We start from the raw sequence: 26540 nt of genomic DNA, 5'->3' as shown, positions 1-26540 counted from the left end.
GCGGTAGACGAAAGGGGCGTCAGGTGGATTTCCTGCTGCACCACGGAATCACGGTGCTCGGCCAGTGGATCTCGATCGCGGAGCTCGCCGGGCAGGTGTTCGCGCTCGCCGTCGTGTTCCTCGCGCAGCGTCGCACCCTGTGGACGTGGCCCGTGCAGGTCGGCGCGACCGTGCTGCTCTTCGCCGTCTACGCCTCCGCGCACCTCGGCGGGCTCGCCGCCCGCCAGGTCGCCATCCTCGCCATCTCCGTCTACGGCTGGTGGGCCTGGACCCGCCGCCAGGACCCGGTGTTCGGCGTGGTCGTGCGGCAGGGACGGCTCGTCGAACGGCTCGCCATGCTCGGCGCCTTCCTCGCCGGCACGACCGTGATGGCCCTGGTCCTCGACGCGCTCGACGCGTCCTGGGCACCTTGGCCGGACGCCGCCATCTTCGTCGGCACCCTCGTCGCCTTCGCGGCGCAGGGGGCCGGGCTCGTCGAGTTCTGGCTGGTCTGGCTGGTCGTCGACGCGATCGGCGTGCCGCTGCAGATCTCGTCCGGGCTGTACTTCTCGGCCGCGATCTACATCGTCTTCGCCGGGCTCGTCGTGCACGGCTGGTGGAGCTGGAACCGCTCCGCGCGCAGCGTCGCGAACCGCCAGGTCATGGCAGCATCCAGCTGAGCACGGCGGTGCTCTGGCCGAGCACGATCAGGCACATCACCAGCAGCAGCCCCAGGCTCCACGGCAGCACCTTCCGCAGCAGCTTGCCCTCTTCGCCCGGCAGGTTGGCCGCCACGCAGGCGATCGTGAGGTTCTGCGGGGAGACCATCTTGCCGAGGACGCCGCCGGAGCTGTTGGCCGCGGCGAGGAGGTCGGCGGCCAGGCCCGTCTTGTTGGCCGCCGTCACCTGAAGCGCGCCGAACAGCGCGTTCGCCGACGTATCGGAGCCCGAGACGGCGACCCCGAACCAGCCCAGCACCGGCGACAGGAACGCCAGGCCCGCGCCGGCGGCCGCGATGAACGTGCCGATCGTCGTCGTCTGGCCGGACAGGTTCATCACGTAGGCCAGGGCGAGGACCGAGCAGACGGTGAGGATCGCGAACCGCAGCTCCTTGACCGTCGCGAGCCATTCCTGCACGGTGCCGCTCGCGGAGACGGCCAGGATCGCGGCCGTGATGATGCCGGCCAAGAGCACCAGCGTGCCGCCGGTGTTGAGGAACGGCAGCGAGAACGTGTTGCCGGACACCGGTTTCCCGTTCGGCCCGATGACGTTCAGCCCGGGCCAGTGGAACTTCCAGGTCGCCTTGTCCAGCAGCTTCTTGATCGGCGGCAGCACGGCGAGGGAGAAGATCACGATGATCAGGGCGTACGGCAGGTAGGCCTTGACGACGTCGTTGCGGGAGTCTTCCGGCGGCGCTTCCTCGGTCGCCGTCCCGCCGGTCCCGATGCTGATCCGGACGGCTTCGGGCACCGGACGGCGGGTCTGCGGCAGCGCGACCAGCGCGGCGGCGCCGGCGAGCGCGGCGCCGATGTCGGCCAGCTGCGGTGACACGAAGTTGGACGCGAGGAACTGCACGAGCCCGAACGCGACCCCGCAGACCAGCGCGGGCAGCCAGGTGTCCTTCAGGCCGCGCTTGCCGTCGACGATGATCACCAGCAGCAGCGGCACGACCAGGGCCAGCAGCGGCGTCTGGCGGCCGACGATCGAGGAGACCTGCTGCAGCGGCAGCCCGGTGACCTGGGCCAGCGTGACGACCGGCGTGCCCATCGCGCCGAACGCGACCGGCGCGGTGTTCGCGACCAGCGCGACGACCGCGGCCTTCACCGGGTGGAACCCGACGGCCACCAGCATCACGGCGCTGATCGCGACCGGCGCGCCGAAGCCGGCGAGGGCCTCCATGAGCGCGCCGAAGCAGAAGGCGATGATCAGCGCCTGGATCCGCGGGTCGTCGGAGACCCGGCCGAACGAGCGGCGCAGGACGTCGAAGTGCCCGGTCCGCACGGTGAGCCGGTAGATCCACAGCGCGTTGACGACGATCCACATGATCGGCCACAGCCCGAACGCGGCGCCCTGCAGCGCGCCGGAGACGGCTTGGACGATCGGCATGCCGTACGCGGCGATGCCGACGACGAGCGCGACGAGCAGCCCGATCAAGGCCGCGTGGTGCGCCCGCATCCGGACGGCGCCGAGGAGCACGAGGACGGTGGCGAGGGGCAGCACGGCGACGAGCGCCGACAGGCCCAGCGAACCGAGGGGAGTCACGTCTTGCATGAACAGGGCCTGCACGAACACGGGCGACCTCCGTTTTCCACGATGCGAAAACGGCCTTTCGGCGAGTGCCCGAGATCTTCGTCACAAACCAGTCGGCCCGTCAAGAAGTTGAGACCGGTTGGCCCAATGAGTCAGTGCCTCACGGGCTGCGGGGTGTCTCCATCACCGGCTTCGGGAGCAGGGCCAGGGCGGTTTCGGCGATCGCGCGCAGGGCCGCCGGGGTCGCACCGCCCTTGCCGAGGGCCTCGATACCGCGCAGGACGGCGAGCAGGAGGCCGGCGAGGCGGTCCGGAGGCTGGTCGCCGGCGATGTCGCCCGCGCGTTGGGCCGCCGTGACGCAGTCCGTCAGCTGGTCCGCCAGATCGCGGAACGCCCGCGACGCCCGGGCCGCGACCGCCTCGTCGTGCTCCGCGCACTCGGCCGTGCTCTTCGCGAGCAGGCAGCCGCGCAGGTCGCGGTCCGTGCCGGTGGCTTCGGCGATCGCGAAGACGTGGTCGCGGAGCCGCTGGTAAGCGCCACTGTCGGGGCCGGCCAGGTCGCGACGGGTGCCGTCGACCGCGTCGGTGCAGTAGTCGTCGAAGACGCGCAGGAACAGCGCGTGCTTGTCGCCGAAGGCGCCGTAGAGGCTGCCCTTGCCGAGGCCGGTGGCCGCGGCGATGTCGTCGATCTTGGTGCCCGCGTACCCCGTCGACCAGAACTGGTCCCTGGCCGTGCGCAGGACCGCACGCTCGTCGAAGCTCCGGGGTCTCGCCATGGCGCCAGGCTACTTGTTCTTGACTATCTCGTCCAGAACTGCGTATGTTCTGGACGAGATAGTCAAGAACTCGGAGGACATCGTGAACCTGGAGAACAAGACAGCCGTCGTGACCGGCGGCGGCACCGGCATCGGGCTCGCCATCGCGAAGCGGTTCGTGGCCGAAGGCGCGCACGTCTTCATCACCGGCCGCCGCAAGGAGGTCCTCGACGACGCGGTCGCGGAGATCGGCGGCTCGGTCCAGGCGATCCGCGCCGACTCTTCGGACCTCGCGGACCTCGACGCGGTCTACCGCGCCGTGGAAGAGCGCGGGAAGGGCCTGGACGTAGTGGTGGCCAACTCGGGCAGCGGCGTCCTGGCCCCGCTCGGGGAGATCACCGAGGAGCAGGTCGACGTCACGTTCGGCACCAACGTCAAGGGCGTGCTCTTCACCGTCCAGAAGGCCTTGCCGCTGCTGAACGAGAACGCGTCGGTGATCATCACCGGCTCGACGACGTCGACGCGGGTGGCGCCCGGCATGAGCGTCTACGCGGCGACGAAGGCCGCCGTCCGCAACTTCGCGCGGACCTGGGCCCTCGACCTGAAGGGCAAGGGTGTGCGCGTCAACGTCCTGAGCCCGGGGCCGACGGTCACCCCGGGCATGCTCGGCCTGGTCGAGCCGGATGCCCAGCAGGCCTGGCTCGACGCGATGCGGGCGGGCGTCCCGCTCGACCGCGTCGCCGACCCGTCGGAGATCGCCGGCGCGGCGCTGTTCCTGGCGTCGGCCGACGCGAGCTTCGTCAACGGCGTCGAGTTCTTCGTCGACGGCGGCCACGCGCAGGTCTAACGCAGGGTCGCGTGCGAAGGCGTGAGGTCCTTCAGCGTCCGGACGCCCAGCAGCTGCATCGTGCGGACCATCTCCGTGCGCAGGATGTCGACGCACCGCTGCACGCCGCGCTCGCCGCCGGCCATCAGGCCGTACAGGAACGCGCGGCCGACCAGCACCGCGTCCGCGCCGCGGGCGATCGCCGCCACGATGTCGCCGCCCGAAAGGATGCCCGTGTCGATCCAGACCTCGGCGCCGCCCTGGAGCTCGTCCAGCACCGCCGGCAGCAGCTCCAGGGGCGTCGGGGCGCGGTCGAGCTGGCGGCCGCCGTGGTTGGACAGCAGGACGGCGTCCGCGCCGTGCTTCACGACGTCGCGGGCGTCGTCGACGTTCTGCACGCCCTTCACGACGAGCTTGCCCGGCCAGGTCCGGCGGACCCAGTCGAGGTCGTCGAAGTTGAGCGTGGGGTCGAAGAGCTTGTTCAGCAGCTCGGCGACGGTGCCGTCGAAGTGGCTGAGCGAGGCGAACTGCAAGGGCTCGGTGGTGAGCAGGTTGAACCACCACGCCGGGTGCGTCGCGCCGTCGAGGAAGGTCTTCAGCGTCAGCGCGGGCGGGATGGTCAGGCCGTTGCGGACGTCGCGCAGGCGCGCGCCGCCGACCGGGGTGTCCACGGTCAGCATCAGCGTGTCGTAGCCCGCCGCCCACGCGCGATTCATCAGATCTTCGCCCGCGCCGTGGTCGCGCCAGACGTAGAGCTGGAACCACTTGCGGGCCTCCGGCGCGGCTTCGGCGAGGTCCTCGATCGACGTCGTCGCCATCGTCGAGAGGCCCATCGGGATGCCGTTGCGCTGCGCCACCCGGCCGACGGCGGCCTCGCCCTCGTGGTTCATCATCCGCGTGAACCCCGTGGGGGCGAAGGCGAACGGCAGCGCCGACGTCTTCCCGAGGATCTCGCGCGTGGTGTCCACATCGGACACTCCGCGCAGCACGTTCGGGTGGAACTCGACCCGCCGGTAGGCCTGACGGGCACGGAGCAGGCTGTCCTCGAGCTCGGCCGCGCCGTCGGTGTAGTCGAAGGCCGCCCGCGGGGTCCGCTTGCGGGCGATCATCCGCAGGTCGGCGATGGTGTGCGCGTTCGCCAGGCGCCGGTCGGTCGGGTTGAGCACGATCGGCTTGGGCCGCAGGAGCTGCTTCAGCTCGTCCGGCTTCGGCAGTCGGCGCTTCGTCACCTTCATCAACTCCCTAGACGGCCTTGCGGCGAACGGGACCCGGCAGACATCGGATGTCTGCCGGGTCCCTTTCTAGCACCAGGTCACGCGCTGCCGGAATCCGACGTCTGCGGCCCGGCGGCCGCGATGTCGTCGAGCCGGTATTTCGTGGCCGCTTCGAGCACCTTCGCCTGGTCGACCTCGCCGCGCTTGGCCAGGATCGACAGGGCGCCGACGGTGATCGACTCGGCGTCGACCAGGAACTTCCGCCGCGCCGCCGGCCGGGTGTCGGAGAACCCGAACCCGTCGGTGCCCAGCGTCAGCATGTCGGTCGGCACATACGGGCGGATCAGGTCCGGCACCGCGCGCATCCAGTCCGACACCGCCACGACCGGGCCGTTCGAGCCCAAGAGCGCCTCCGTCACGTACGGCACGCGCGGCTCGCTGCCCGGGTAGAGCAGGTTGTCGTGGTCGATCTCGACGGCCTCGCGCCGCAGCTCGGTCCACGACGTGGCCGACCACACCGACGCCCGCACGCCCCACTCCTCGGCCAGCATCTTCTGCGCCTTGAGCGCGTCCGGCATCGTGACGCCCGAGACCAGGACCTGCACCTCGGGGCCGTCGCCCGAAGGCGCGTCCGAGTACTTGTACAGACCCTTCAGCAGGCCGTCGACGTCGAGGTTCTCCGGCTCGGCGGGCTGCTGGTACGGCTCGTTGTAGATCGTCATGTAGTAGAAGACGTTCTCGCCGTTGCCGTCCGGGCCGGTCTCGCCGTACATCCGGCGGAGGCCGTCCTTCACGATGTGCGCGATCTCGAACGACCACGACGGGTCGTAGGCGACCGCGGCCGGGTTGGTCGCCGCCAGCAGCAGCGAGTGCCCGTCGGCGTGCTGCAGGCCCTCACCGGTCAGCGTCGTGCGGCCGGCGGTGGCGCCGATGACGAACCCGCGGGCCATCTGGTCGGCGGCGGCGTAGAGGCCGTCACCGGTCCGCTGGAACCCGAACATCGAGTAGAAGATGTAGATCGGGATCATCGGCTCGCCGTGCGTCGCGTACGACGTGCCGACGGCGGTGAACGACGCGGTCGAGCCCGCCTCGTTGATGCCCTCGTGCAGCAGCTGGCCCTTCTCGGACTCCTTGTAGGCCAGCATCAGGCTCGCGTCGACCGACGTGTACGTCTGGCCGTGCGGGTTGTAGATCTTGGCCGTCGGGAACATCGAGTCGAGGCCGAAGGTGCGGGCCTCGTCCGGGATGATCGGGACGACGCGCTTGCCGATCTCGGAGTCCTTCGCCAGCTCGCGGACCAGCCGGACGAACGCCATCGTCGTGGCGACCTCCTGCTTGCCGGAGCCCTTCCGGATGCCCTCGTAGACCTTGTCGCCGGGCAGGACGAGCGCCTTCGCGGCCTTCGGACGGCGTTCGGGCAGGAAGCCGCCGAGCGACTTGCGGCGGCCGATCAGGTACTCGATCTCCGGCGACTCCGGGCCCGGGTGGTAGTACGGCGGCAGCTTCGGGTCGCGCTCGAGTTCCTCGTCGCTGATCGGGATCCGCTGCGCGTCGCGGAACAGCTTCAGGTCGTCGAGGGTGAGCTTCTTCATCTGGTGCGTGGCGTTGCGGCCCTCGAACGCCGGGCCCAGGCCGTAGCCCTTGATCGTGTGGGCCAGGATCACCGTCGGCTGGCCGTGGTGCTCCAGCGCCGACTTGTAGGCCGCGTACACCTTGCGGTAGTCGTGGCCACCACGCTTGAGGTTCCAGATGTCGGCGTCGGAGAGGTCCTTGACCATGTCCTTCGTCCGCGGGTCGCGGCCGAAGAAGTGTTCGCGGACGAAGGCGCCGTCGTTGGCCTTGTACGTCTGGTAGTCGCCGTCCGGCGTCACGTTCATCAGGTTGACCAGGGCGCCGTCGCGGTCGGCGTGCAGCAGCGAGTCCCACTCGCGGCCCCAGATGACCTTGATGACGTTCCAGCCGGCGCCGCGGAAGTACGACTCCAGCTCCTGGATGATCTTGCCGTTGCCGCGCACCGGGCCGTCGAGCCGCTGCAGGTTGCAGTTGATCACGAAGGTCAGGTTGTCGAGGCCCTCACCGGCCGCGACGTGCACCAGGCCGCGGGATTCGGCCTCGTCCATCTCGCCGTCGCCGAGGAACGCCCAGACGTGCTGGTCGTCGGTGTTCTTGAGGCCGCGGTCGCGCAGGTAGCGGTTGAACCGCGCCTGGTAGATGGCGTTCATCGGGCCGAGGCCCATCGACACCGTCGGGTTCTCCCAGAACTCCGGCATCAGCCGCGGGTGCGGGTACGACGGCAGGCCGCCGCCCTCGCCGGCGTGGCTGAACTCCTGGCGGAAGCCGTCGAGCTGCGACTCCGAGAGCCGGCCCTCGAGGAACGCGCGGGCGTAGATGCCGGGGGAGGCGTGACCCTGGATGTAGATCTGGTCGCCGCCGCCGGAGTGGTCCTTGCCGCGGAAGAAGTGGTTGAACCCGACTTCGTAGAGCGCGGCGGACGAGGCGTAGGTCGAGATGTGGCCGCCGACGCCGACGCCCGGGCGCTGCGCCCGGTGCACCATGATCGCGGCGTTCCACCGGATGTAGGCCCGGTAGCGGCGCTCGATCTCCTCGTCACCGGGGAACCACGGTTCGTTCTCGGTGGGGATGGTGTTGACGTAGTCCGTCGAGGTCAGCGCGGGTACGCCGACGTTGCGCTCACGAGCGCGCTCCAGGATGCGCAGCATCAGGTACCGGGCCCGCTGCTGACCTCCCCTGGCCAGCGCCTCGTCGAAGGAGTCCAGCCACTCGGCGGTCTCCTCCGGGTCGATGTCGGGCAGGTGCGCCGCCAATCCGTCACGGATGACGCGTACGCGTGCCGGGGTCTCCTTGCCGGAGGCGCCGTCGTTCTGCGGGGCCAAGGGGTCTCCTTGCGAAAAGTTGCAGCCGGTGGTGCTCGTACTCGGGGGTGTACGACTCTCCATCGTCGTCTTCCGTCCCGGCTTCCGCACCGCTACTGAGCGGTAACATCAGCCGACCCGGTCGAGCCACTCCCCGCGCGCGGTGTATCGCGCGCGCGTTTTCTTCCTCCCCACCCTAGGGGACGCCCCCCGAAGGGGTGGCAGACCGGTCTCGGGAGGTACCCGAAACGCCGTCGCGGGAGGGTGGTCGCGGGCCGTATCCTGCGACACGAGTTGTCAAAGATCCGGTGTGGACGGTTGCGCGCGGAGCCGCACCAGTGTTCGCTATCGGCAACCGGGTCGCCGAGTGTGGCGCAGCCGTACCCTCGCAGCGAGGGGCCGGACGCCACGCTCCGTCGTAGTTGGAGGAGTGGAAGCAGTGGTCGCCGCGGGAGACGCTGATCAGACCGGCGTCGCCGAGAGGCTCGGCATCAAGCCCGAGATGGTGGTCCAGGAGATCGGCTGGGACGAGGACGTCGACGACGACGTCCGCGCGGCGATCGAGGAGCAGATCGGCGGGGACATCCTCGACGAGGACGCCGACGAGGTCATCGACGTGGTGCTGCTGTGGTGGCGCCAGGACGACGGTGATCTGGGTGACGCGCTCATCGACGCCCGAGGCCCCCTGGAGGAGACCGGCGTGATCTGGGTGCTGACCCCCAAGACGGGACAGCCAGGCCACGTCGAACCGAGCGAGATCGCCGAAGCCGTGCCCGTCGTCGGGCTGGCCCAGACCGCCAACATGAGTGTCGGCGCGAACTGGATCGGCACGCGCCTGGTGTCTCCGAAGTCGAAGTCGAAGCAGCGCTGAACAGGTCCCGCCCGGCTGACACGATAGGGTTGTCGTCGCAGGCACGTGTCCGTACGGGAGAGGAAACGCGGTATGACCGTCGAGGTCGGTTCTGAGGCCCCTGACTTCACGCTCAACGACTACAACAAGCAGCCGGTGCAGCTGTCGTCCTTCCGGGGTGACAAGCCGGTGCTGGTGGTCTTCTACCCGTTCGCGTTCAGCGGCATCTGCACCGGCGAGCTCTGCCAGCTCCGCGACGAGTTCGCCGACTACGACAACAAGGGCGTCCAGGTCCTGGGCGTCTCGGTCGACACGCCGTTCTCGCTCAAGGCGTGGGCCGAGAAGGAGGGCTACCAGTTCCCGCTGCTGTCCGACTTCTGGCCGCACGGCGAGGTGGCCCGCGCGTACGGCGTGTTCAACGAGCAGGCCGGCCTGGCGGTCCGCGGCACGTTCCTGATCGACACCTCCGGTGTGGTCAGGTTCGCCGAGGTCAACGCGCCGGGTGAGGCCCGTGACCAGCAGGGCTGGAAGAAGGCCGTGGCCGAACTGGCTTGAGTTTTCCCGGCCGGCGGCTCTTTCGGGAGCCGCCGGCCGAGGGGCGCATAGCTCAGCGGAAGAGCACTCGGCTTACACCCGAGCGGTCGCAGGTTCGAACCCTGCTGCGCCCACCGAATCCGAGGTCGGTACTCAACGCTTGGTCTCGTACCTGGTCAGGACCACGCCGTCGGGGAACGTCCGGGTCTCCACCGGGGTCAGGTTCACCCAGCTGTCCAGGGCCGTGAAGAACGGCGTGCCGCCGCCCACCAGGACCGGCGCGGTGACCAGCACGTACTCGTCGATCAGCCCGGCCCGCATGGCTACCGCCGCGAGGGTGGCGCCGCCGATGTCCATGGGGCCGCCGTCCTCGGCCTTGAGCCGGGTGATCTCGGTGACCGCGTCGCCGGTGACCAGGCGGGTGTTCCAGTCGACCGGGCGGGTCGTCGAGGAGAACACCACCTTGGGCATGTCCCGCCAGCGGCGGGCGTACTCGATCTCCGCCGGGGTGGCGCCGGGCTGCTGGTCGGCGGTCGGCCAGTGGGAGCTCATCGCCTCCCACAGTCTGCGGCCGTACAGCGCCAGGCCCGTCGCCCCCACCCGATCGGACCACCACTGGAACAGCTCGTCGCTCGGCACGCTCCAGCCGAGGTCGTCGCCGGGCGCGGCGATGTAGCCGTCCAGGCTCAGGTTCATGCCAAAGGTCAGTTTCCGCATGGCGTCAGCCTTCCGTGAGTCGGTACCCGGCGTACAGACCGGCACGGCACGGAAAAATCACCGGCGGGACGTTCGACGAGCCGATCCCCGGCAGCGGTCTCGGCGCGCTCGTCAACGCCGGTCTCGAGGGGTGTGCCAGGCGTGGTCGGCGAAGGCCTCGTCCAGTGGAGCCGCGGTCAGGCGGTTCGCGAACGTCGACAGCGTGTACGTCCCGATCCCCAGCACCACCTCCAAGGCGTTCTGGGCCGTGTAGCCGGCGCCGGTGAAAGCCGCCAGCTCCGAAGGCGGGACGTCGCCCGTCGTGTCCATCACCGTCAGCACGAACCGCCGCAACGCCTCCAGCCGCGGCGAAGGCAGCGAAGACTGCGCACGCAACGCCGCCACCAATTCCGGCGCCGCCGAAAGGCCCTGCAGGGACGCCGTGTGCATCGCCACGCACAGGTGACACCCGTTGCGCGCCGCCACCGTCATGACCAGCACCTCGCGGTCCAGCGCCGGCAGCGTCGCGGACTCGAAGATCGCGTTGAGCTTCAGGAAGCCGTTCAGCAGCTCCGGCGACGTCGCCAGGCGCGCGACGGCGGCCGGGACCCGGCCGAACTTCTTCGCGGTGGCCGCCATCGCCGGGCGGGCGGCCGGGGGTGCAGACTCCGGGGTGTGATCGGGGAACAAGACGTCTCCAGACGTAGTATCGACAACGTGGTTGTCGAAACAGTAAACCTGGTTGTCGGAAAGGGCAAGGGGCGATGACCGACGCGCCCGGCTACGAGCTGCCCTTCCTGCTCTTCGGCGGGTTCCGCACGCTCATCGACCGGCTCCACGCCGAGCTCGCGCGCCGCGGCCACCCGGACGTCCGCCCGTCCTACGGCTTCGCCATGCAAGCCGTCGGCGTCCAGGGCGCGACGGCGTCGGAGATCGGCCGCCGGCTCGGGGTGTCCAAGCAGGCGGCGGGCAAGACGGTCGAGCGGCTCGAGACGCTCGGGTACGCCGAGCGCGCCGACGACCCGGACGACGCGCGCCGCAAGATCGTGCGGCTCACCGCGCACGGCGTCGACGCGCTCACGAAGTCGGCGGACATCTTCGACGAGCTGCGCGCGGACTGGGCCCGCACGGTCGGCGCCGAGCGGATCACCGCGCTCGAGACCGACCTGCGCGCGGTCGTCGGCCCGGCGGCCTACCGGCTCGACGCGGCGGGCTGGTTCAGCGCCTAGTAACCGCAGCCCGGGTCGGGCGCGTCCGCCGACAGCGGGCTGCCCGCCGGGAGCACGTAGAGGACTTCCAGCACCAGCGGCGTCGTCCCGAGGTTGCGGCCGATGTGCACCTGGTCGGGCTGCTCGGTGAACGCGCGCCCGGCGCCGAAGATGCCGTCGATGCTGCAGTCGGCGAGGTTGTGCGTGAGCGTTCCGGCCTTCACGTACGCGTAGAGCGTGCCGTCGTGGAAGTGCCAGCCGGTGTAGCCGCCGGGTTGAACGGTGATCTCCCGCAGCGTGTAGTCGGTGTGGCCGATGGTCTTCTGCGCCAGGATCGTGGCGGTGACGCCGCTGCCGGGCGTCGCGGACGCGGTCCCGGACACCAGCGTGACGGCCAGCGCGGTGGTGGCGAAGAGCGTGACGGTTTTGCGCATCGGGCAGTACTCCTCGGTCCTGGCGCGGGGTGCGCCGCACCATCTTGCCCGATCCGGTGCGCGGCCGGGCCGTGCTCACTGATCCGTGGGTCACTCGGGCTTGCGCTGGAGTTCACTCCAGCTCCTACCGTCGGGGGATGACCACTGCACAGCACAAGATCGGCTCCGGGTTCGGAGACGGGAGCACCGCGGCCGAGGTCGTGGCCGGGATCGACCTGACCGGCAAGCTCGCGATCGTCACCGGTGGCTACTCGGGCATCGGCCTGGAGACCACGCGGGCGCTGACGGCGGCGGGCGCGCACGTCGTCGTCCCGGCCCGGCGGCGCGCCACGGCGGAAGAAGCGCTGCGGGGCTTCGAAAACGTGGAGATCGACGAGCTGGACCTCGCCGGCCTCGACAGCGTCCGCGCCTTCGTCGAGCGGTTCGTGGCTTCGGGGCGCGGAATCGACATCCTCATCGGCAGTGCCGGGATCATGGCGGCGCCGGAGACGCGCGTCGGGCCGGGCTGGGAGGCGCAGTTCGCCACCAACCACCTCGGGCACTTCGCCCTGGTGAACCGGCTGTGGCCGGCGTTCACCCCGGGGGCACGCGTCGTCTCGGTGTCCTCGCGCGGCCACCACTTCGGCCCGGTCCGGTTCGACGACCTGGAATTCCGGCAGGGCTACGACAAGTGGCTCGCGTACGGCCAGGCGAAGACGGCGAACGTCCTCTTCGCGGTGCAGCTCGACAAGCTGGCGCGCGTCCGCGGCGTCCGCGCGTTCGCCCTGCACCCGGGCCGGATCCTCACCGACCTCGTGCGTCACCTCGACCGCCAGGAGCTGGTCGACGCCGGCATGGTCGACGCGGAAGGCCGGGTCACCGGCGGCGCGAAGACGCCGGAACAGGGCGCCGCGACGCAGGTCTGGGCCGCCACGTCCCCGCAGCTCGACGGCCTCGGCGGCGTCTACCTCGAGGACTGCGACATCGCCGAGCCCGCCCCGGCCGACGGCACGCGCACCGGCGTCAAGGACTACGCGATCGACGCTGCGCAGGCCGAGCGGCTGTGGGCGGTGTCTGCGGACCTCACGGGCGTCAACGCCTTCTAGAGCTTTCCCACCAGCAGGTCGATCTCGTCCTCGGTGTTGTAGTAGTGCACCGACGCCCGGACCATGTTCGGCAGGTCGCGCGCGGTGAAGTCGAACTGGGCCGACGTCCGCGACGAGATCGAGGTGGTGATGTTCGCCTCGGCCAGCCGGGCCTTGATCTCTCCGGCCGGAGTGCCGTCGACGCTGAAGGTGACGATGCCGCACTTGCGGGCGCCGGCGTCGTGCACGCGCGCCCCGGCTTCGGTGAGCCGGGTGCGCAACGTCGCGGCCAGCGACGCGACGCGCGTTTCGATGGCCGGCAACCCCCAGCCGAGTGCGTAGTCGATGGCCGCGCCGAGCCCGAACACCGCGGCGAAGTCGCGCTCCCACACCTCGAAGCGCTTGGCGGTCGGGTCGACGACGTACTCCGTGGGCGACGTCCAGGTCGCCGAGTGCAGGTCGAGCATCGCGGGCTCCAGCCGTTCGCGCAGCCGCGGGTGCACGTACAGGAAGCCGGTGCCCCGCGGGCCGCGCAGGTACTTGCGGCCGGTCGTCGAAAGCGCGTCGCACTTCAGGCGCGTGACGTCGAGGTCGACCTGGCCGGCCGACTGGCAGGCGTCGAGCAGGAACGGGATGCCGGCCGCCTCGGCGACCGCGCCGATCTCCTCGGCCGGGTTGACCAGCCCGCCCTGGGTGGGCACGTGGCTGACGGCGATCAGCTTGACGTCGCCGTCGACGCGTCGCCGCAGGTCCTCGACGTCCAGCTGCCCCGACTCGTCGTCGCCGATCACTTCGACGACCGCGCCGGTGCGTCGCGCGACCTGGAGGAACGCGATGGCGTTGCTGGCGTACTCCGCGCGGGAGGTGAGGATCCGGTCGCCGGAGGCGAACGGCAGCGCGTAGAACACCGCCTGCCACGAGCGGGTCGCGTTGTCGGTGAGCGCGATGTCGTCGGGTTCGCCACCGACGAGCCGCGCCGCCGACGCGTACACCGCGTCGAGGCGGTCCGACGCTTCGGCGGCCGCTTCGTACCCGCCGACCAGCGCTTCGTGGCGCAGGTAGTCGACGACGGTGTCGGTCACGACGGCCGGCGGGAGCGCGGAACCGGCGTTGTTGAAGTGGATCACTTCGGCGCAGCCGGGCGTTTCACGGCGAGCGCGGTCGACGTCGAAGACCATGTGAACTGAATACAGTAGGTCCTTTCTGTATGCAATACTGCGAACGTGGCCCGGACCCCGCTGCGCAGCGACCTCATCGAGGAGATCACCACCCGCGTGCTCGACGGGCGGCTCGCCGCCGGCGCCCGCGTCAACGAGGTGCACCTGGCCCGCGAGCTGGGCGTCAGCCGGACGCCGCTGCGGGAGGCGCTGATCGGGCTCGCCGACCGCGGTCTGCTCGTTTCCGCGCCGGGGCGGGGGTTCCTGGTGTCGCCGTTCGACCCGGACGAGGCCCGCCGCCTCTACCCGCTCGTCGCCGAGCTCGAAGCGCTCGCCCTGCGCTGGACGTCGCCGCTGGAGCTGGCCGGGCTGCCGGACGCGCTCGACGCCGTCGCCGGCGAGATGGCCGCGGCGCTGGAGCGGGGCGACGATCTGTCCGAAGTGGACGAACGGTGGCACGCGCTGCTGCTGTCGCGTTGCCCGAACCCGCACCTGCTGCGGCTGATCGGGCAGACCAAGCCGCTGCTCAAGCGGTACGAATCGTGCTACTTCGGTGGGGCCGCGCGCGCCGGGGAGAGCATCGGCGAGCACCGCCGGATCGCCGCCGCCCTGCGCGACGGCGACCTGCCGGCCGCGTCCGCGGTGCTCGTCCGCAACTGGGTGAAAGCGCTGGCGTACCTGGGGAAGGACGAACGATGATCATCGCGCACCTGAGCGACCTGCACCTGGACGACGGGCCACGGGCCGAGGACCGCGTCGCCGCCGTGATGGCCTGGCTGGGTGGGCTGGCCCACCCGATCGACGCCGTCGTCGTCACCGGCGACATCGCCGACCACGGAGCGGCGTCGGAGTACGCGCGTGCCGCCGAGCTGCTCGAGCACCCCGCGCCGGTGCTGGTGTGCCCGGGCAACCACGACGTCCGGGCGGCGTTCCGCACGGGCTTGCTGGGCCTGCCCGCTTCGGACGGTCCGATCGACCTCGCGCAGGAGGTCGACGGCGTGCTGTTCGCGCTGTGCGACTCGACGATCCCGGGCCGCGGCGCGGGTTTCCTGGCCGACTCCAGCTTGGCGTGGCTCGACGACGTCCTCGCCGGCGGCGACGGCCCCGCGTTCGTCGCCTTCCACCACCCGCCGGTCGAGGTCGGCGTCCCGCTGGTCGACGCGATCCGCCAGTCGGGCGAAGACCGGCTGGCGGCGGTGCTGGCCCGGCATCCGCGCGTGGTGGCGCTGCTGGCCGGGCACGTGCACACGGGCGCGTCGACGACGTTCGCGGGCGTGCCGCTGCGGATCGCGCCCGGCGTGGTTTCGCAGTCGCTGCTGCCGGTCGAGCCGGGCGCCGAACGCGGCTGGGACGAAGGCGGGCCGCTCGACTACGAGCGGCCGCCTTCGTTGCTGCTGCACGTCTTGCACGACGACGGCCGGGTGACCAGCCACCACCGCACGGTCAGCTGTTGAACACCGGCAGCGTGATCTTCGAGGGCCGCGCCGCGTCGTGGAACACCTCGAACCGGTTCGGCTTCCCGTTCACCGCCGAGGTGATCGGCTCGTCCGTGCCGTGGTTGCGCGCGAACCGCGGGAACGCCCCGCCCGCCACCTGGACGCGCAGCCGGTGGCCACGGCGGAAGCGGTAGGCCGTCGGGTCGAGCGTCACCTCCGCCGTCACCACGCCGTCCGCGTCCGCAGCCGGGATTCCGGGCCGCATCCGGAGGATCCCGTCCGTCACGTTGCGGGACACCCCGCCGGAATCGACGTCGCACAGCCGGACGTAGACGTCGGCGTGCCCGATCTCCGTGCGCACGTGCACGGTTGCCGACACCTCGCCGATGACGTCCAGGTCCGACGGCAGCGGCTCGCCGGTGAACACCAGGACGTCCGGGCGCGCCTCGACCTCCTGGTTGTCGCGCTGCTTCCACTCACCGGTCAGCAGCGGCCCGCCGACCGCCGGCGTCGGGTCGGCCGGGTCGTAGGTGAACGCCGTCGGCAGCGCCTCGTCGCCGGCCCGTTCGCCGAGCCCGCCGATCGGCCGTAGGTGGGACGCGGTCGCCGTCGCGGGCGGCGGCCACGATTCGAAGTCGAGCCAGGTCCCGGCGCCCTGCAGGAAGAGCCGGACCGGCGCGCGCTGCAGGAAGGTGCGGTCGCCGAGCAGGTGGGCGCGCAGGAAGCCGAGCTGGTCCCGGATCATCGGGCCCATGCTGGCGGGCTCGCCGTGCGCCCACGGCCCGATCGTGAGCCGCGGCGCCTTGCCCGCGTCGGCGAGGGTCCGGAAGTCGCGCAGCTGCGAGCCGATGAACAGGTCGTACCAGCCGGTGACCATCGACACGGGGACGTCGAGCTTCGCGACTTCGGCGCTGTGGTCGGACATCGTCCAGTACTCGTCTTCGGGCACGAAGTGCTCGGTGATGTCCTGGAGGAACTGCACCGGCTTCCCGATCGCGGCGACGTCGGCGCGGCTCAGCGGCAGGAACGACATCGCCTTCCGCGTCTTGCGCTTCTGCAGCGGGTTCGGCAGCGCGGCGAAGCGCTCTTCCTGGCGGCCGATCATCGCCGACCACGACACCATGTTGTCCGCCGCGAGCACGCCGCCCGGGTAGAACGTCGAGATGAATTCCGACGCCGTCACCCCCAGGCACATCGCTTTGAGGGGCGGGTCGAGGTAGGGGCCGACCGCCCATTGCGTGTGCCCGAGGTAGCTGGCGCCGGCCATGGCGACGGCGCCGTCGCACCAGGGCTGCGCGCGCAGCCACTCGGCGGTCGCGACGCCGTCCTCGCGCTCGAGGTGGAAGGGCCGGAACTCGCCGCCGGAGCCGAACGAGCCGCGGGTGCTCTGGATGACCGTCTGCAGGCCGTGGCGGGCGAAGGTGTCGCCGAAGAGCTTCGAGAGCAGGCCCTTGCGGCCGTACGGCGTGCGGATCAGCACGACCGGCGCCGATGTCGTCCCGGCCGGGGCGTACCGGTCGGCGAGCAGCGTGACGCCGTCGGGCATCGGCACGGCGAGGTCGCGCGTCACGACCGGCTTCGGTCCCTCGGCGCGGGGGAGTCCGAGCATCTTGTCGACAAGTCGGTCCAGCACGGGCGCCCAGCCTTCCGAAGTGGAGTCGTACCTTCCGGATCGACGATACCGGCTGCCGGGCGTGCCCGCCGCCGAGCATGTCGTGTCAAGGCAGCATGATCCCCACGGAAAGTTTTCCGGTCACGCGCAGGTTTTCCGGGCCGGGCGGGACGTCCACCCCGCACAGCTTCAGCGCCGCGGCGAGCACGGGCAGGCGGGCCCGGTCGCCGCCGTCGGCGATCTTGAACGCGAGCGCCGTGCCGTCCGGCAGCGCGGCGACCTGGACGGCCTCGAAGCCGTCTTTTGCGAGCAGCCCGGGCACCGCGCGCATGACGGCGGTGACGTCGCGGCGGCTCCCGCCGACCAGCTCCGGGTGCCGGCGGATCCCGTCGGCGACCAGGTGGTCCGGCGTGCCGGGCGCGGCCGTGGCGATATTCGCGACGGCGGTGGCGAGACCCCGCAGCGTCGTCGCGAACAGGGGCGCGCCGCAGCCGTCGACGGCGACCCGTTCGATGCGGCGGCCGGTCAGGTCCTCGACGGTCGCGGCGATCGCGCGCTGCAGCGGGTGGGCCGGATCGAGGTAGCCGTCCGTGCTCCAGCCGTTCAGGTCGCAGGTCGCGAGCATCGCCGCGTGCTTGCCGGAGCAGTTGTGCGCGAGCCGGCTCGGGGCGCGGCCGGTCGAGAGCCAGTGGTCGCGCTCGACCGGGTCGTACGGGAAGTCGGCGGGGTTGTCCAGCACGTCGGGGGAGCGTCCGCCGAGGACGTCGAGAACGGCGTTGAGGTGCATCGGCTCGCCGGAGTGGCTGGCCGCCGCGACGGCGAACCCGGCGGGGGACAGGCGCAGCCCGAGCCGCGCCATCGCCGTGGCCTGCAGGGGTTTCGCGGTCGAGCGCGGGTACATCGCGGCGTCGGGGTCGCCCGTGGCGAAGAGCGTGGTGCCGTCCGGGGCGAGCACGATCGCGGAGCCGTGGTGCACGCCCTCGACCAGACCGTCGCGCACCAGCTCGACCAGGGGTTCGTGGATCACCGGTCTCCGTTCACGATGCTGGTGAGGGTGGCTTCGACGTGGGTGAGGTGCGTGGTCATGGCGGCGACGGCGGCGCTTTCTTCGCCGCTCTCGATCGCCGTGACGATTTCCCGGTGCTCGACGTTCGACCGCGCGCGCCGATCGCCGAGCTGGTTGAGGAAGGCGGACTGCCGGGCGAGCGCGTCCCGGATCTCTTCGATCACCTTCCCGAAGGCGGGGTTGCCCGAGGCCTGGGCGATGGTGATGTGGAAGAGCGAGTCGAGCGCGACCCAGGCGGTGTTGTCGGTCTCGGCGTCCATCCGCTCGACGAGGTGCCCGAGCAGATCCAGGTGGTCCTGGTCGCGCCGCAGGGCGGCATAGCCGGCGACGGGGATCTCGACGTGCCGGCGCACCTCGAGGAGATCGCGGGCGGAGTAGGGCCCGAAGGTGGGGTTGTCGGCGGGCCCGGTGGCGGTGACGAAGGTGCCCTTGCCGGTCTTGGACTCGGTCATGCCGAGGGCTTGAAGGCCGCGGAGGGCTTCCCGGACGACCGAGCGGCTGACCTCGAACTCCCTGCTCAGGGCGGCTTCGGAGGGCAGCTTGGCGCCGACGGGGTGGTCACCGCGTTCGATCAGCCGCCGGAGGTGGGCCAGGACGGCTTCCATGGCGCCGACTCGCCGGGGGACGCCTTGTCCGGCTGTCTGGCTGTCGGACAGGTTCATGTCATCGATGCTCGGCGTCGGGGTCTCGGGTGTCAATGCGGGCCGGGCGGGTGTGGCTCACTTCACCGCTCCCTCGCTCGCGCCGGCCTGAGGTCGCGAATGACTCATTCGGGACCTCCGACGCCGCGAATGAGTCATTGGCGACCCCAGGGATCCTGCCGACCCCGGCGGGGACGTCGTGAACGACTCGTTCACCTCGTCCGACGACATGAACGAGTCGTTCATGACGTTCGGCGAGCCGCTGCCCAAGCCTCGCCGCTCTGCTGCCCTGCCTCGGCCCGGCCGGGCCCGGCCCGCCGGCCCGGACCGGCCGGACCACCGCCGCCTCCGCCCGCGCCACCGGCATCCCCGCGTGACCGCCCGGCAGCGGCGCGTACCCGTGATCACCACCGCCCGAAAAGGGCGCGCGTCGCAGCGGCGGAACACCTCGCGCGAGGAGCAGAATCGACCCGACGAGCGCGTGTCGGGACCGAGAGCGCCACGGGTTAGGGTGAGGGATCCGGGCGCAGCCGGTCCCATTCACCTAGGGGAGGTTTTCGCTGGTGTCGAACGATTCCTTCGTCCACCTGCACGTCCACACCGAGTACTCGATGCTCGACGGTGCGGCGAAGATCGCCCCCCTCTTCGCGGAGGCGGCGCGCCTCGGCATGCCCGCGGTCGGCATGACCGACCACGGCAACATGTACGGCGGCGACGAGTTCTACCAGCAGTCGAAGAAGCACGGCCTCAAACCGATCATCGGCATCGAGGCCTACGTCGCGCCGGAAAGCCGGTTCCACAAGAAGCCGGTCTTCTGGGGGCAGTCGAACCAGCGCGGCTCCGACGAGCTGGGCGAGGGCGGCGACGTCTCGGGCGCCGGTGCCTACACCCACATGACGATGCTCGCGCAGAACGCCACCGGCCTGCGGAACCTCTTCAAGCTGTCCTCGCTGGCGAGCATGCAGGGCTATTACCGCAAGCCCCGGATGGACCGCGAGCTGATCTCGGAGAACCACTCCGGGATCATCGCGACCACCGGCTGCCCGTCGGGCGAGGTGCAGACCCGGCTGCGGCTGGGCCAGAAGGAAGCGGCGATCCAGGCCGCGTCCGACTACAAGGACATCTTCGGCGCCGACAACTTCTTCCTCGAGCTGATGGACCACGGGCTGCCGATCGAGCGGTCGGTCCGCGAGGGTCTCCTCGAGGTCGGCCGGCTGCTCGACCTCAAGCCGATCGCCACGAACGACTCGCACTACGTCACCAAGGACCAGGCCGACACGCACTCGGCGCTGCTGTGCGTCCAGGCCGGCAAGACCCTCAACGACCCGACCCGCTTCAAGTTCGACGGCGACGGCTACTACCTCAAGGCCGCCGCCGAGATGCGCGAGTACTGGGACAGGGAGGTGCCCGGCGCCGCCGACAACACGCTGCTGATCGCCGAGCGCGTCGAGTCCTACGAAGACGTCTACGCGCACAAGGACCGGTTGCCGTTCTTCGAGGTGCCGGAGGGCTACGACCAGGGCGGCTGGCTGCGCGAAGAGGTCGCGAAGGGCCTGGCGTGGCGCTTCCCGGGCGGCCCGCCCGAGGGGTACCCCGAGCGGATCGAGAAGGAGCTCGACGTCATCATCGGGAAGGGCTTCCCGGCCTACTTCCTGATCGTCGCCGACCTCATCAGCTACGCCCGCCGCGTCGGCATCCGCGTCGGCCCCGGCCGTGGTTCGGCGGCCGGCTCGCTCGTCGCGTACGTGCTCGGTATCACCAACCTGGACCCGATCCCGCAGAAGCTGCTGTTCGAGCGGTTCCTGAACCCCGAGCGCGTCTCGATGCCCGATATCGACATCGACTTCGACGACCGCCGGCGCGGCGAGATGATCCGGTACGCGACGGACAAGTACGGCTCGGACAAGGTCGCCCAGGTCATCACCTTCGGCACCATTAAAACCAAGGCGGCGATCAAGGACTCCGCTCGCGTCCACTTCGGCCAGCCGGGGTACGCGATCGCGGACAAGATCTCCAAGGCGCTGCCCCCGCCGATCATGGCGAAGGACATTCCGCTCTCGGGCATCGTCGACTCCAAGCACGAGCGCTACGGCGAGGCCGCCGAGGTCCGCGCGCTGGTCGAGACCGACGACGAGTGCAAGACGATCTTCGAGACCGCCCGCGGTCTCGAGGGACTGATCCGCAACGCGGGCGTGCACGCCTGCGCGGTCATCATGTCGTGCGACCCGCTGACCGACGCGATCCCGCTCTGGCAGCGTGACGACGGCTCGATCATCACCGGCTGGGACTACCCGTCGTGCGAGGCCATCGGCCTGCTGAAGATGGACTTCCTGGGCCTGCGGAACCTCACGGTCATCGGCGACGCGATCGACAACATCAAGGCCAACCGCGGGATCGACATCGATCTCGACACCCTGGGCGTCGACGACCCGGAGACGTACAAGCTGCTCGCCCGCGGCGACACGCTCGGCGTGTTCCAGCTGGACGGCGGGCCCATGCGCGACCTGCTCCGCCGCATGGAGCCCACGGTGTTCGACGACATCGTCGCGGTCGGCGCGCTGTACCGCCCCGGCCCGATGGGCATGAACGCGCACAACGACTACGCCGACCGGAAGAACAACCGGCAGAAGGTCAAGCCGATCCACCCGGAGCTCGACGAGCCGCTGCGGGAGATCCTGGCCGACACCTACGGCCTGATCGTGTACCAAGAGCAGATCATGCACATCGGCCAGAAGGTGGCCGGCTACACGATGGGGCGCGCGGACGTGCTCCGCCGCGCGATGGGCAAGAAGAAGAAGGAAGTCCTCGACCTCGAGTACGAGGGCTTCGAGGCCGGGATGAAGACCAGCCCCCTGATCGAGGGCGGGTTCTCCGCCGAGGCGGTCAAGGCCCTCTGGGACACGATCCTCCCGTTCGCCGGCTACGCGTTCAACAAGAGCCACGCGGCCGCGTACGGCCTGATCTCGTACTGGACCGCGTACCTCAAGGCGAACTTCACACCCGAGTACATGGCCGCCCTGCTGACCTCGGTTGGCGACAACAAGGACAAGTCGGCGGTCTACCTGTCCGAGTGCCGCCGGCTCGGCATCAAGGTGCTCCCGCCGGACGTCAACGAGTCGGCCCTGCGGTTCGCGGCCGTCGGGGACGACATCCGCTTCGGCATGGGTGCCGTCCGCAACGTCGGCGCGAACGTCGTCGAGTCGATCATCAAGACGCGCGCGGAGAAGGGCAAGTACGCCTCCTTCATCGACTTCCTCGACAAGGCCGAGCTCGTGGCCTGCAACAAGCGGGTGATGGAGTCGCTGATCAAGGCGGGCGGGTTCGACTCGCTCGGCCACACGCGGCTGTCGATGATCCAGGTCCACGAAGACGCGGTGGAAGCCGTCGTCCCGCTCAAGCGCCAGGAGGCGATGGGCCAGTTCGACCTGTTCGGCTTCGGCGGTGACGAGGGCGAGGCGGCCCCGTCGTCGTCGCCGCTCGCACACCTGAAGTTCGGCGAGGAGGAGTACCCGCGCAAGCAGCTGCTCGCCTACGAACGCGAGATGCTCGGCCTGTACGTCTCGGCGCACCCGCTGGACGGCGCCGAGCGGATCCTGCGCAAGCACGCCCCGAAGCCGATCGCCGGGATCCTCGCCGATCCGCCGCGGGAGGGCGAGATCATCATCTCCGGGCTGATCACGTCGCTCGAGCGGCGGGTCAACAAGAAGGGCGAGCCCTGGGCGATCTGCACGGTCGAAGACATGGACGCCTCGCTCGAGGTGCTCTTCTTCCCGAAGTCGTACGCGCTGTTCGCGGGTGAGCTGATCGAAGACAACGCGGTGCTGGTCAAGGGCCGGGTCAACTGGCGCGAAGACAAGATGTCGATCTTCGGCGGCGGCCTCGCGACGCTGGACCTGTCCGAGGTCGGCACGGGCAACGGCGACGACGAGCCGCCGCTGGTGCTGCTCGCGGCGGCGGAGAAGATCGACCAGTCGGTCGTGAGCGAGCTGCGGTCCACGCTGCTCGCCCACAAGGGCGAAACGATGGTCCACCTCAAGCTGGTGGGGCGGAACCAGACGGTGTTCGCGCTCCAGGACTACCCGGTGAAGGTCAGCTCGATGCTGATCGGCGAGCTCAAGGGCATTCGCGGCATCACCGCGAGTACGTAGGTACCGGCACGAAACGGGCGGGACCGCGGCGGACAACGCGCGCGGATCCCGCCCTTCGTGTTTGCTGAGCAGGATGACTTACGAACCCGACCCCCGTCGCTGGAAAGCGCTCGCCGTCTCGCTGACGGCCGGGTTCATGGGGCTGCTCGACGTCAGCATCGTCAACGTCGCCCTGCCGTCGATGCAGTCGGGGCTGCACGCGAGCAGCGGCGGCATCCGCTGGGTCGTTTCCGGCTACGCACTGGCGTTCGGACTGGTCCTGGTCACCGGTGGCCGCCTCGGCGACGCGTTCGGCCGGCGGACGATGTTCCTCGGCGCCCTCGCCGCGTTCGTCATCACGAGCGCGCTGGCGGGAGCCGCGCCGAACGAGACGACGCTCGTGATCGCGCGTCTCGCCCAGGGCGTGGCCGCGGGCATGCTCACCCCGCAGAACACCGGGTTGATCCAGGACCTCTTCCGCGGCGCCGAGCGCGGCCGCGCGTTCGGGATCTTCGGCGCCGTCGTCGGGATCTCGACGGCGGTCGGCCCGATCCTCGGCGGGGTCATCCTCGCGGTCTTCGGCGCCCAGGACGGCTGGCGCTGGGTGTTCTACGTCAACGTGCCGATCGGCGTGCTCGCGTTCGCGCTGGCCCTGCGGCTGCTGCCGCGCAGCGAGAAGAAACAGTTCCGGGTGCGGTCGGAGATCGACTTCCTCGGCATCGTGCTGCTCGCGGTCGCCGTGCTCGGCGTGCTGCTCCCGGTCATCGAATCCGACGGCGACGGCCCCGCGCGGCTGTGGTGGATGTTCGTCGTCGCGCTGGTGTTCGGGTTCGCGTTCGTGCGCTGGGAACGCTCGGTGGTCCGGCGCGACCGGACGCCGCTGCTGGACACCCGGCTGTTCACCGGCACGCCCGGGTACGCCGCCGGCGCCGCGGTCGGCGCCCTCTACTTCTGCGGGTTCGCCGGGATCTGGCTGGTCTTCGCGATGTTCTTCCAGCAGGGCCTCGGCTACACGCCGCTGCAGTCCGGGCTGTCGGTGACGCCGTTCGCGCTCGGCTCGGCGGTGTCCGCGGCCGTCGCCGGCCGGCTCGTGCCGACCTACGGGCGGCGGCTGACCGTCGCCGGGCTGGCCGTGGTGGCGCTGGGCCTGCTCGCCGTCGCGCTGCTCGCCGAGCTCGTCCCGCCGTCGGCGTCCGGGTGGGCGTTCGCGCTGCCGCTGCTGTTCGCGGGCGTGGGCGGCGGCATGGTGATCTCGCCGAACACGACGTTGACGCTGGAGTGCGTGCCGGTCCGGATGGCCGGGGTCGCGGGCGGCGCGCTGCAGACCGGGCAGCGGATCGGCACCGCGATCGGCACCGCCGTGCTGGCGTCGGTGTTCGGCGCGTTCGCCGGCGCGAGGACGGACTACCCGCTCGCGCTCACCGTCGCGCTCTGCTGCGCGGCCGGTCTGACGTGCACCGCGCTGGCTCTCGCGATCGCCGAACTCCGGGCGCGGCGCCACCGTGCGCAATCTTCCGAGGATGAACGCGAGGCGCGGAGGGCCGAGACGTCCGCCGCGGACGTCCAGCGGGGCTGAGACACTACTTTCCGCAGATTCGCGATGCTCCATCCGAGTGACGAGCACGGAAAGACACTGGTGCTACGCAGAGCAACCAGGTAGATCTTATGGAGCCTTCACTGCGCGGCTTCGGCTACCGACAGTGGCAATCGGTCGGCCACCCGGGGATGGGGTGACCGGCCCGAGCGATCGAGGCGTCCGGAGTTCGAGGGAATGGACACACTCGGTCACCTTCCATCCTGTGAGTGTCGGCGTCCGCGGGGGACCGTCCGGCACTCGCGGAAGGGATGCCCATCGGCGGCCGCCGACGCGTGACGGCAGCGGGTGGGCCCGGGTGAGGGGGAACCGGGCCCGCCCGTTCTTCGTGTCGTGCTTCCACGGGGCTCGTGATCATGTTGGGATGACCGCGTCCGACAGCACGAGCGCAGGAGCTTCGATGACCGAGCAGCCGCCGCGGCCGGGCAGCGGGATCCGGGTCTGGTACCGGCCGATGCGATCGCGCGACAGCAGTGAGCACCACCGCGTCGCGACGCCGCTGGAACTGCTGTTCGACCTCTGTTTCGTGGTCGCCGTCGGTCAGGCCGGGGCGTCACTGCACCACGCGCTCGCCGAGGGCCACGCCGCGCACGGTGTCTCGTCGTTCGCCATGGTGTTCTTCGCGATCTGGTGGGGCTGGCTGAACTTCAGCTGGTTCGCCTCGGCGTTCGACACCGACGACGTCCCGTACCGGCTGGCCACGCTCGTGCAGATCGCCGGCGGGCTGACCGTCGCGGCCTCGGTGTCGAGCGCGTTCGAAGGCGACTTCCGGCTGACGGTCGTCGGCTACGTCCTGATGCGGCTGGCGATGGTCTTCCAGTGGCTGCGGGCCGCGCGGTCGGACCCGGGGTGCCGGCCCACCGCGCTGCGCTACGCCGCCGGGATCGCCGTGGTCCAGGTGCTGTGGGTCTCCTACCAGTGGCTGCCACACGGGGCGCGGGTGGTCGCCTTCGTCGTGTTCGCGGTGCTGGAGATGGCCGTCCCGATCTGGGCGGAGCGCCGGCGCGGGACAACGTGGCACCCGCACCACATCGCCGAGCGGTACGGCCTGTTCACCCTGATCGTCCTCGGCGAAGTGATCCTCGGTGCGACGAACGCGATCAAGGAGGGTGCCGCGGAGCCGGGGCACGTCGGTGCGCTGATCTCGCTGGCCGCGGCCGGCCTGGTGCTCGTGTTCTCCATGTGGTGGCTGTACTTCGACCGGCCGGGGCACGCCCGGCTCCTGCGCCGGCCGACCATGTTCACGTCGATGAGCTGGGGGTACGGCCACTACTTCATCTTCGCGTCCGCCGCGGCCGTGGGAGCGGGGCTCGAGGTGGCGGTCGCCTACGACACGGGGACGCTGCACGGGCTCGGCGGCGTGGCCGCCGCGCTGCCGACCACGCTGCCGGTCGCGGTCTTCCTGCTCAGCGTGTGGCTGCTGCACATCGGGCCGACCAACGAATGCCGCCCGATCGCCATCGGCTTCCCGGTGACGGCGGTGCTCGTCGTCGCCGCGTCGTTCACGCCGGCGCCGATCCACCTCGCGGCGGTGCTGACGGCCGCGCTCGTCGCCGTGTCGGTCGTCGCGACCCACGGGCAGCCCCAACCGTAGATCGACGCAGGTCAGCGGCCTGGCGCGAATAAAGGGGACCCCCCTGTGCGAGGCCGTTTCGGGGCATGTAAAGTTCTCCAAGTCGCCAGGGAAACCGGGCGGCCGCCGGGGCCACGAACCAAGCTCCCACGAACGTGGTAGAGTGGGTGGTCCTGAACCGAGGTGTTAGCCTCGGAACGACAAAGCTTGAAACAAACGCTGAGGATAAGGCCGTGTGAAAGCGGCGCGATCCGAGGTGTGTTGCTTGAGAACTCAACAGTGTGCTAGTGAACTAAGCCAGTAGAGCTTATATATAACCTCGTATGAGGTTCCTTTGAGAATGATTGAGTACATAGTCTCGATCAAACTATTCATTGTTGGAGAGTTTGATCCTGGCTCAGGACGAACGCTGGCGGCGTGCTTAACACATGCAAGTCGAACGCTGAACCACTTTCGGGTGGGGATGAGTGGCGAACGGGTGAGTAACACGTGGGTAATCTGCCCTGCACTCTGGGATAAGCCTTGGAAACGGGGTCTAATACCGGATATCACAACTCCTCGCATGGGGGGTTGTTGAAAGTTCTGGCGGTGCAGGATGAACCCGCGGCCTATCAGCTTGTTGGTGGGGTAATGGCCTACCAAGGCGACGACG

The 26540-nt window shown here is 70.2% G+C and carries 22 protein-coding genes, 1 tRNA gene and 1 rRNA gene; 13 read left to right on the top strand and 11 right to left on the bottom strand.

Features of this window, described 5'->3' with window-relative positions; translation table 11 throughout:
• Window positions 1-23: 23 nt before the first annotated feature.
• Complete coding sequence (locus AB0N03_RS34190) at window positions 24-659, top strand: nicotinamide mononucleotide transporter family protein (RefSeq protein WP_364380474.1); 636 nt, start codon at window positions 24-26, stop codon at window positions 657-659.
• On the opposite strand, the gene AB0N03_RS34185 is transcribed toward AB0N03_RS34190, so the two are convergent.
• Together AB0N03_RS34185 and AB0N03_RS34180 are read right to left on the bottom strand one after the other, a co-directional pair.
• The gene (locus AB0N03_RS34185; RefSeq protein WP_364380775.1) at window positions 640-2256 is read right to left on the bottom strand and encodes an L-lactate permease; all 1617 of its coding nucleotides are present in this window, start codon (window positions 2254-2256) and stop codon (window positions 640-642) included. The two genes, AB0N03_RS34190 and AB0N03_RS34185, sit on opposite strands and share 20 nt — an antisense overlap.
• Window positions 2257-2389: 133 nt before the next feature.
• Complete coding sequence (locus AB0N03_RS34180; protein ID WP_364380471.1) at window positions 2390-3004, bottom strand: TetR/AcrR family transcriptional regulator; 615 nt, start codon at window positions 3002-3004, stop codon at window positions 2390-2392.
• 82 nt (window positions 3005-3086) lie between these two features.
• Here AB0N03_RS34180 and AB0N03_RS34175 point away from each other — a divergent pair, with 82 nt between their 5' ends.
• Window positions 3087-3830, top strand: coding sequence for an SDR family oxidoreductase (locus tag AB0N03_RS34175; protein WP_364380469.1), 744 nt, complete (start codon window positions 3087-3089; stop codon window positions 3828-3830).
• Here AB0N03_RS34175 and AB0N03_RS34170 read toward each other — a convergent pair.
• Entirely contained in the window at window positions 3827-5038 is a 1212-nt protein-coding gene (locus tag AB0N03_RS34170) for an alpha-hydroxy acid oxidase (protein ID WP_364380466.1), read from the bottom strand. The genes AB0N03_RS34175 and AB0N03_RS34170 overlap by 4 nt on opposite strands.
• A gap of 83 nt (window positions 5039-5121) precedes the next feature.
• The gene (aceE, locus tag AB0N03_RS34165; protein WP_364380463.1) at window positions 5122-7917 is read right to left on the bottom strand and encodes a pyruvate dehydrogenase (acetyl-transferring), homodimeric type; all 2796 of its coding nucleotides are present in this window, start codon (window positions 7915-7917) and stop codon (window positions 5122-5124) included.
• Window positions 7918-8335: 418 nt separating this feature from the next.
• On the opposite strand from aceE, the gene AB0N03_RS34160 reads away from it, so the two are divergent.
• The 3 genes from AB0N03_RS34160 to AB0N03_RS34150 all read left to right on the top strand — a co-directional run bounded on the left by AB0N03_RS34160 (window position 8336) and on the right by AB0N03_RS34150 (window position 9414).
• Complete coding sequence (locus tag AB0N03_RS34160; protein WP_364380460.1) at window positions 8336-8767, top strand: DUF3052 domain-containing protein; 432 nt, start codon at window positions 8336-8338, stop codon at window positions 8765-8767.
• A gap of 72 nt (window positions 8768-8839) precedes the next feature.
• Window positions 8840-9301, top strand: a complete 462-nt coding sequence (locus AB0N03_RS34155) for a peroxiredoxin (RefSeq protein ID WP_285484937.1) — start codon at window positions 8840-8842, stop codon at window positions 9299-9301.
• Window positions 9302-9342: 41 nt separating this feature from the next.
• Window positions 9343-9414: transfer RNA gene (locus tag AB0N03_RS34150), tRNA-Val, on the top strand.
• 19 nt (window positions 9415-9433) lie between these two features.
• On the opposite strand, the gene AB0N03_RS34145 is transcribed toward AB0N03_RS34150, so the two are convergent.
• Both AB0N03_RS34145 and AB0N03_RS34140 read right to left on the bottom strand, forming a co-directional pair.
• Window positions 9434-9997 (bottom strand): dihydrofolate reductase family protein, encoded by a 564-nt coding sequence (locus AB0N03_RS34145; protein ID WP_364380457.1) that lies wholly within the window; start codon window positions 9995-9997, stop codon window positions 9434-9436.
• Between the two features lie 111 nt (window positions 9998-10108).
• Entirely contained in the window at window positions 10109-10615 is a 507-nt protein-coding gene (locus AB0N03_RS34140) for a carboxymuconolactone decarboxylase family protein (protein ID WP_364380772.1), read from the bottom strand.
• Window positions 10616-10740: 125 nt separating this feature from the next.
• Here AB0N03_RS34140 and AB0N03_RS34135 point away from each other — a divergent pair, with 125 nt between their 5' ends.
• Window positions 10741-11205 carry a MarR family winged helix-turn-helix transcriptional regulator gene (locus AB0N03_RS34135; RefSeq protein ID WP_364380454.1) on the top strand — a complete coding sequence of 155 codons (465 nt, stop codon included), beginning with the start codon at window positions 10741-10743 and terminating at the stop codon, window positions 11203-11205.
• Here AB0N03_RS34135 and AB0N03_RS34130 read toward each other — a convergent pair.
• Window positions 11202-11618, bottom strand: coding sequence for a cupin domain-containing protein (locus AB0N03_RS34130; protein ID WP_364380452.1), 417 nt, complete (start codon window positions 11616-11618; stop codon window positions 11202-11204). The genes AB0N03_RS34135 and AB0N03_RS34130 overlap by 4 nt on opposite strands.
• A 137-nt stretch (window positions 11619-11755) precedes the next feature.
• Between AB0N03_RS34130 and AB0N03_RS34125 the strand changes: the two genes are divergently transcribed.
• On the top strand, window positions 11756-12703 hold the full coding sequence (locus AB0N03_RS34125; protein WP_364380449.1) for an SDR family NAD(P)-dependent oxidoreductase: 948 nt from the start codon (window positions 11756-11758) through the stop codon (window positions 12701-12703).
• On the opposite strand, the gene AB0N03_RS34120 is transcribed toward AB0N03_RS34125, so the two are convergent.
• Window positions 12700-13860: an aminotransferase class V-fold PLP-dependent enzyme gene (locus AB0N03_RS34120; protein WP_364380446.1), complete on the bottom strand. Its 1161-nt coding sequence runs from the start codon at window positions 13858-13860 to the stop codon at window positions 12700-12702. The two genes, AB0N03_RS34125 and AB0N03_RS34120, sit on opposite strands and share 4 nt — an antisense overlap.
• 45 nt (window positions 13861-13905) lie before the next feature.
• Here AB0N03_RS34120 and AB0N03_RS34115 point away from each other — a divergent pair, with 45 nt between their 5' ends.
• Complete coding sequence (locus AB0N03_RS34115) at window positions 13906-14538, top strand: GntR family transcriptional regulator (protein WP_364380443.1); 633 nt, start codon at window positions 13906-13908, stop codon at window positions 14536-14538.
• A complete protein-coding gene (locus AB0N03_RS34110; protein WP_364380441.1) occupies window positions 14535-15293 on the top strand; it encodes a metallophosphoesterase in 759 nt (252 codons plus the stop codon). The genes AB0N03_RS34115 and AB0N03_RS34110 overlap by 4 nt, the downstream gene beginning before the upstream one ends.
• Here the strand turns inward: AB0N03_RS34110 and AB0N03_RS34105 are convergent.
• From AB0N03_RS34105 to AB0N03_RS34095, 3 genes are all read right to left on the bottom strand, one after another.
• Window positions 15283-16908, bottom strand: a complete 1626-nt coding sequence (locus AB0N03_RS34105) for a CocE/NonD family hydrolase (protein ID WP_364380438.1) — start codon at window positions 16906-16908, stop codon at window positions 15283-15285. The genes AB0N03_RS34110 and AB0N03_RS34105 overlap by 11 nt on opposite strands.
• A gap of 85 nt (window positions 16909-16993) precedes the next feature.
• Window positions 16994-17914, bottom strand: a complete 921-nt coding sequence (locus tag AB0N03_RS34100) for an asparaginase (RefSeq protein WP_364380435.1) — start codon at window positions 17912-17914, stop codon at window positions 16994-16996.
• Entirely contained in the window at window positions 17911-18558 is a 648-nt protein-coding gene (locus AB0N03_RS34095; RefSeq protein WP_364380769.1) for a FadR/GntR family transcriptional regulator, read from the bottom strand. Before AB0N03_RS34095 ends, AB0N03_RS34100 begins: the two co-directional genes overlap by 4 nt.
• Before the next feature lie 599 nt (window positions 18559-19157).
• Between AB0N03_RS34095 and dnaE the strand changes: the two genes are divergently transcribed.
• The 4 genes from dnaE to AB0N03_RS34075 form a co-directional block, all read left to right on the top strand.
• The gene (gene dnaE, locus AB0N03_RS34090) at window positions 19158-22742 is read left to right on the top strand and encodes a DNA polymerase III subunit alpha (protein ID WP_364380432.1); all 3585 of its coding nucleotides are present in this window, start codon (window positions 19158-19160) and stop codon (window positions 22740-22742) included.
• A gap of 73 nt (window positions 22743-22815) precedes the next feature.
• A complete protein-coding gene (locus AB0N03_RS34085) occupies window positions 22816-24297 on the top strand; it encodes an MFS transporter (RefSeq protein ID WP_364380430.1) in 1482 nt (493 codons plus the stop codon).
• 418 nt (window positions 24298-24715) lie between these two features.
• Window positions 24716-25909, top strand: coding sequence for a low temperature requirement protein A (locus AB0N03_RS34080; RefSeq protein WP_364380427.1), 1194 nt, complete (start codon window positions 24716-24718; stop codon window positions 25907-25909).
• A 353-nt stretch (window positions 25910-26262) separates the two neighbouring features.
• Window positions 26263-26540: ribosomal RNA gene (locus tag AB0N03_RS34075) — 16S ribosomal RNA — on the top strand; the annotation flags it as partial.

This window comes from Amycolatopsis sp. NPDC051061, from assembly GCF_040682935.1.
Classification (GTDB): Bacteria; Actinomycetota; Actinomycetes; order Mycobacteriales; family Pseudonocardiaceae; genus Amycolatopsis.
The sequence above is the reverse complement of the archived record's forward strand: the minus strand, read 5'-3'. Positions and strand labels throughout refer to the sequence as shown.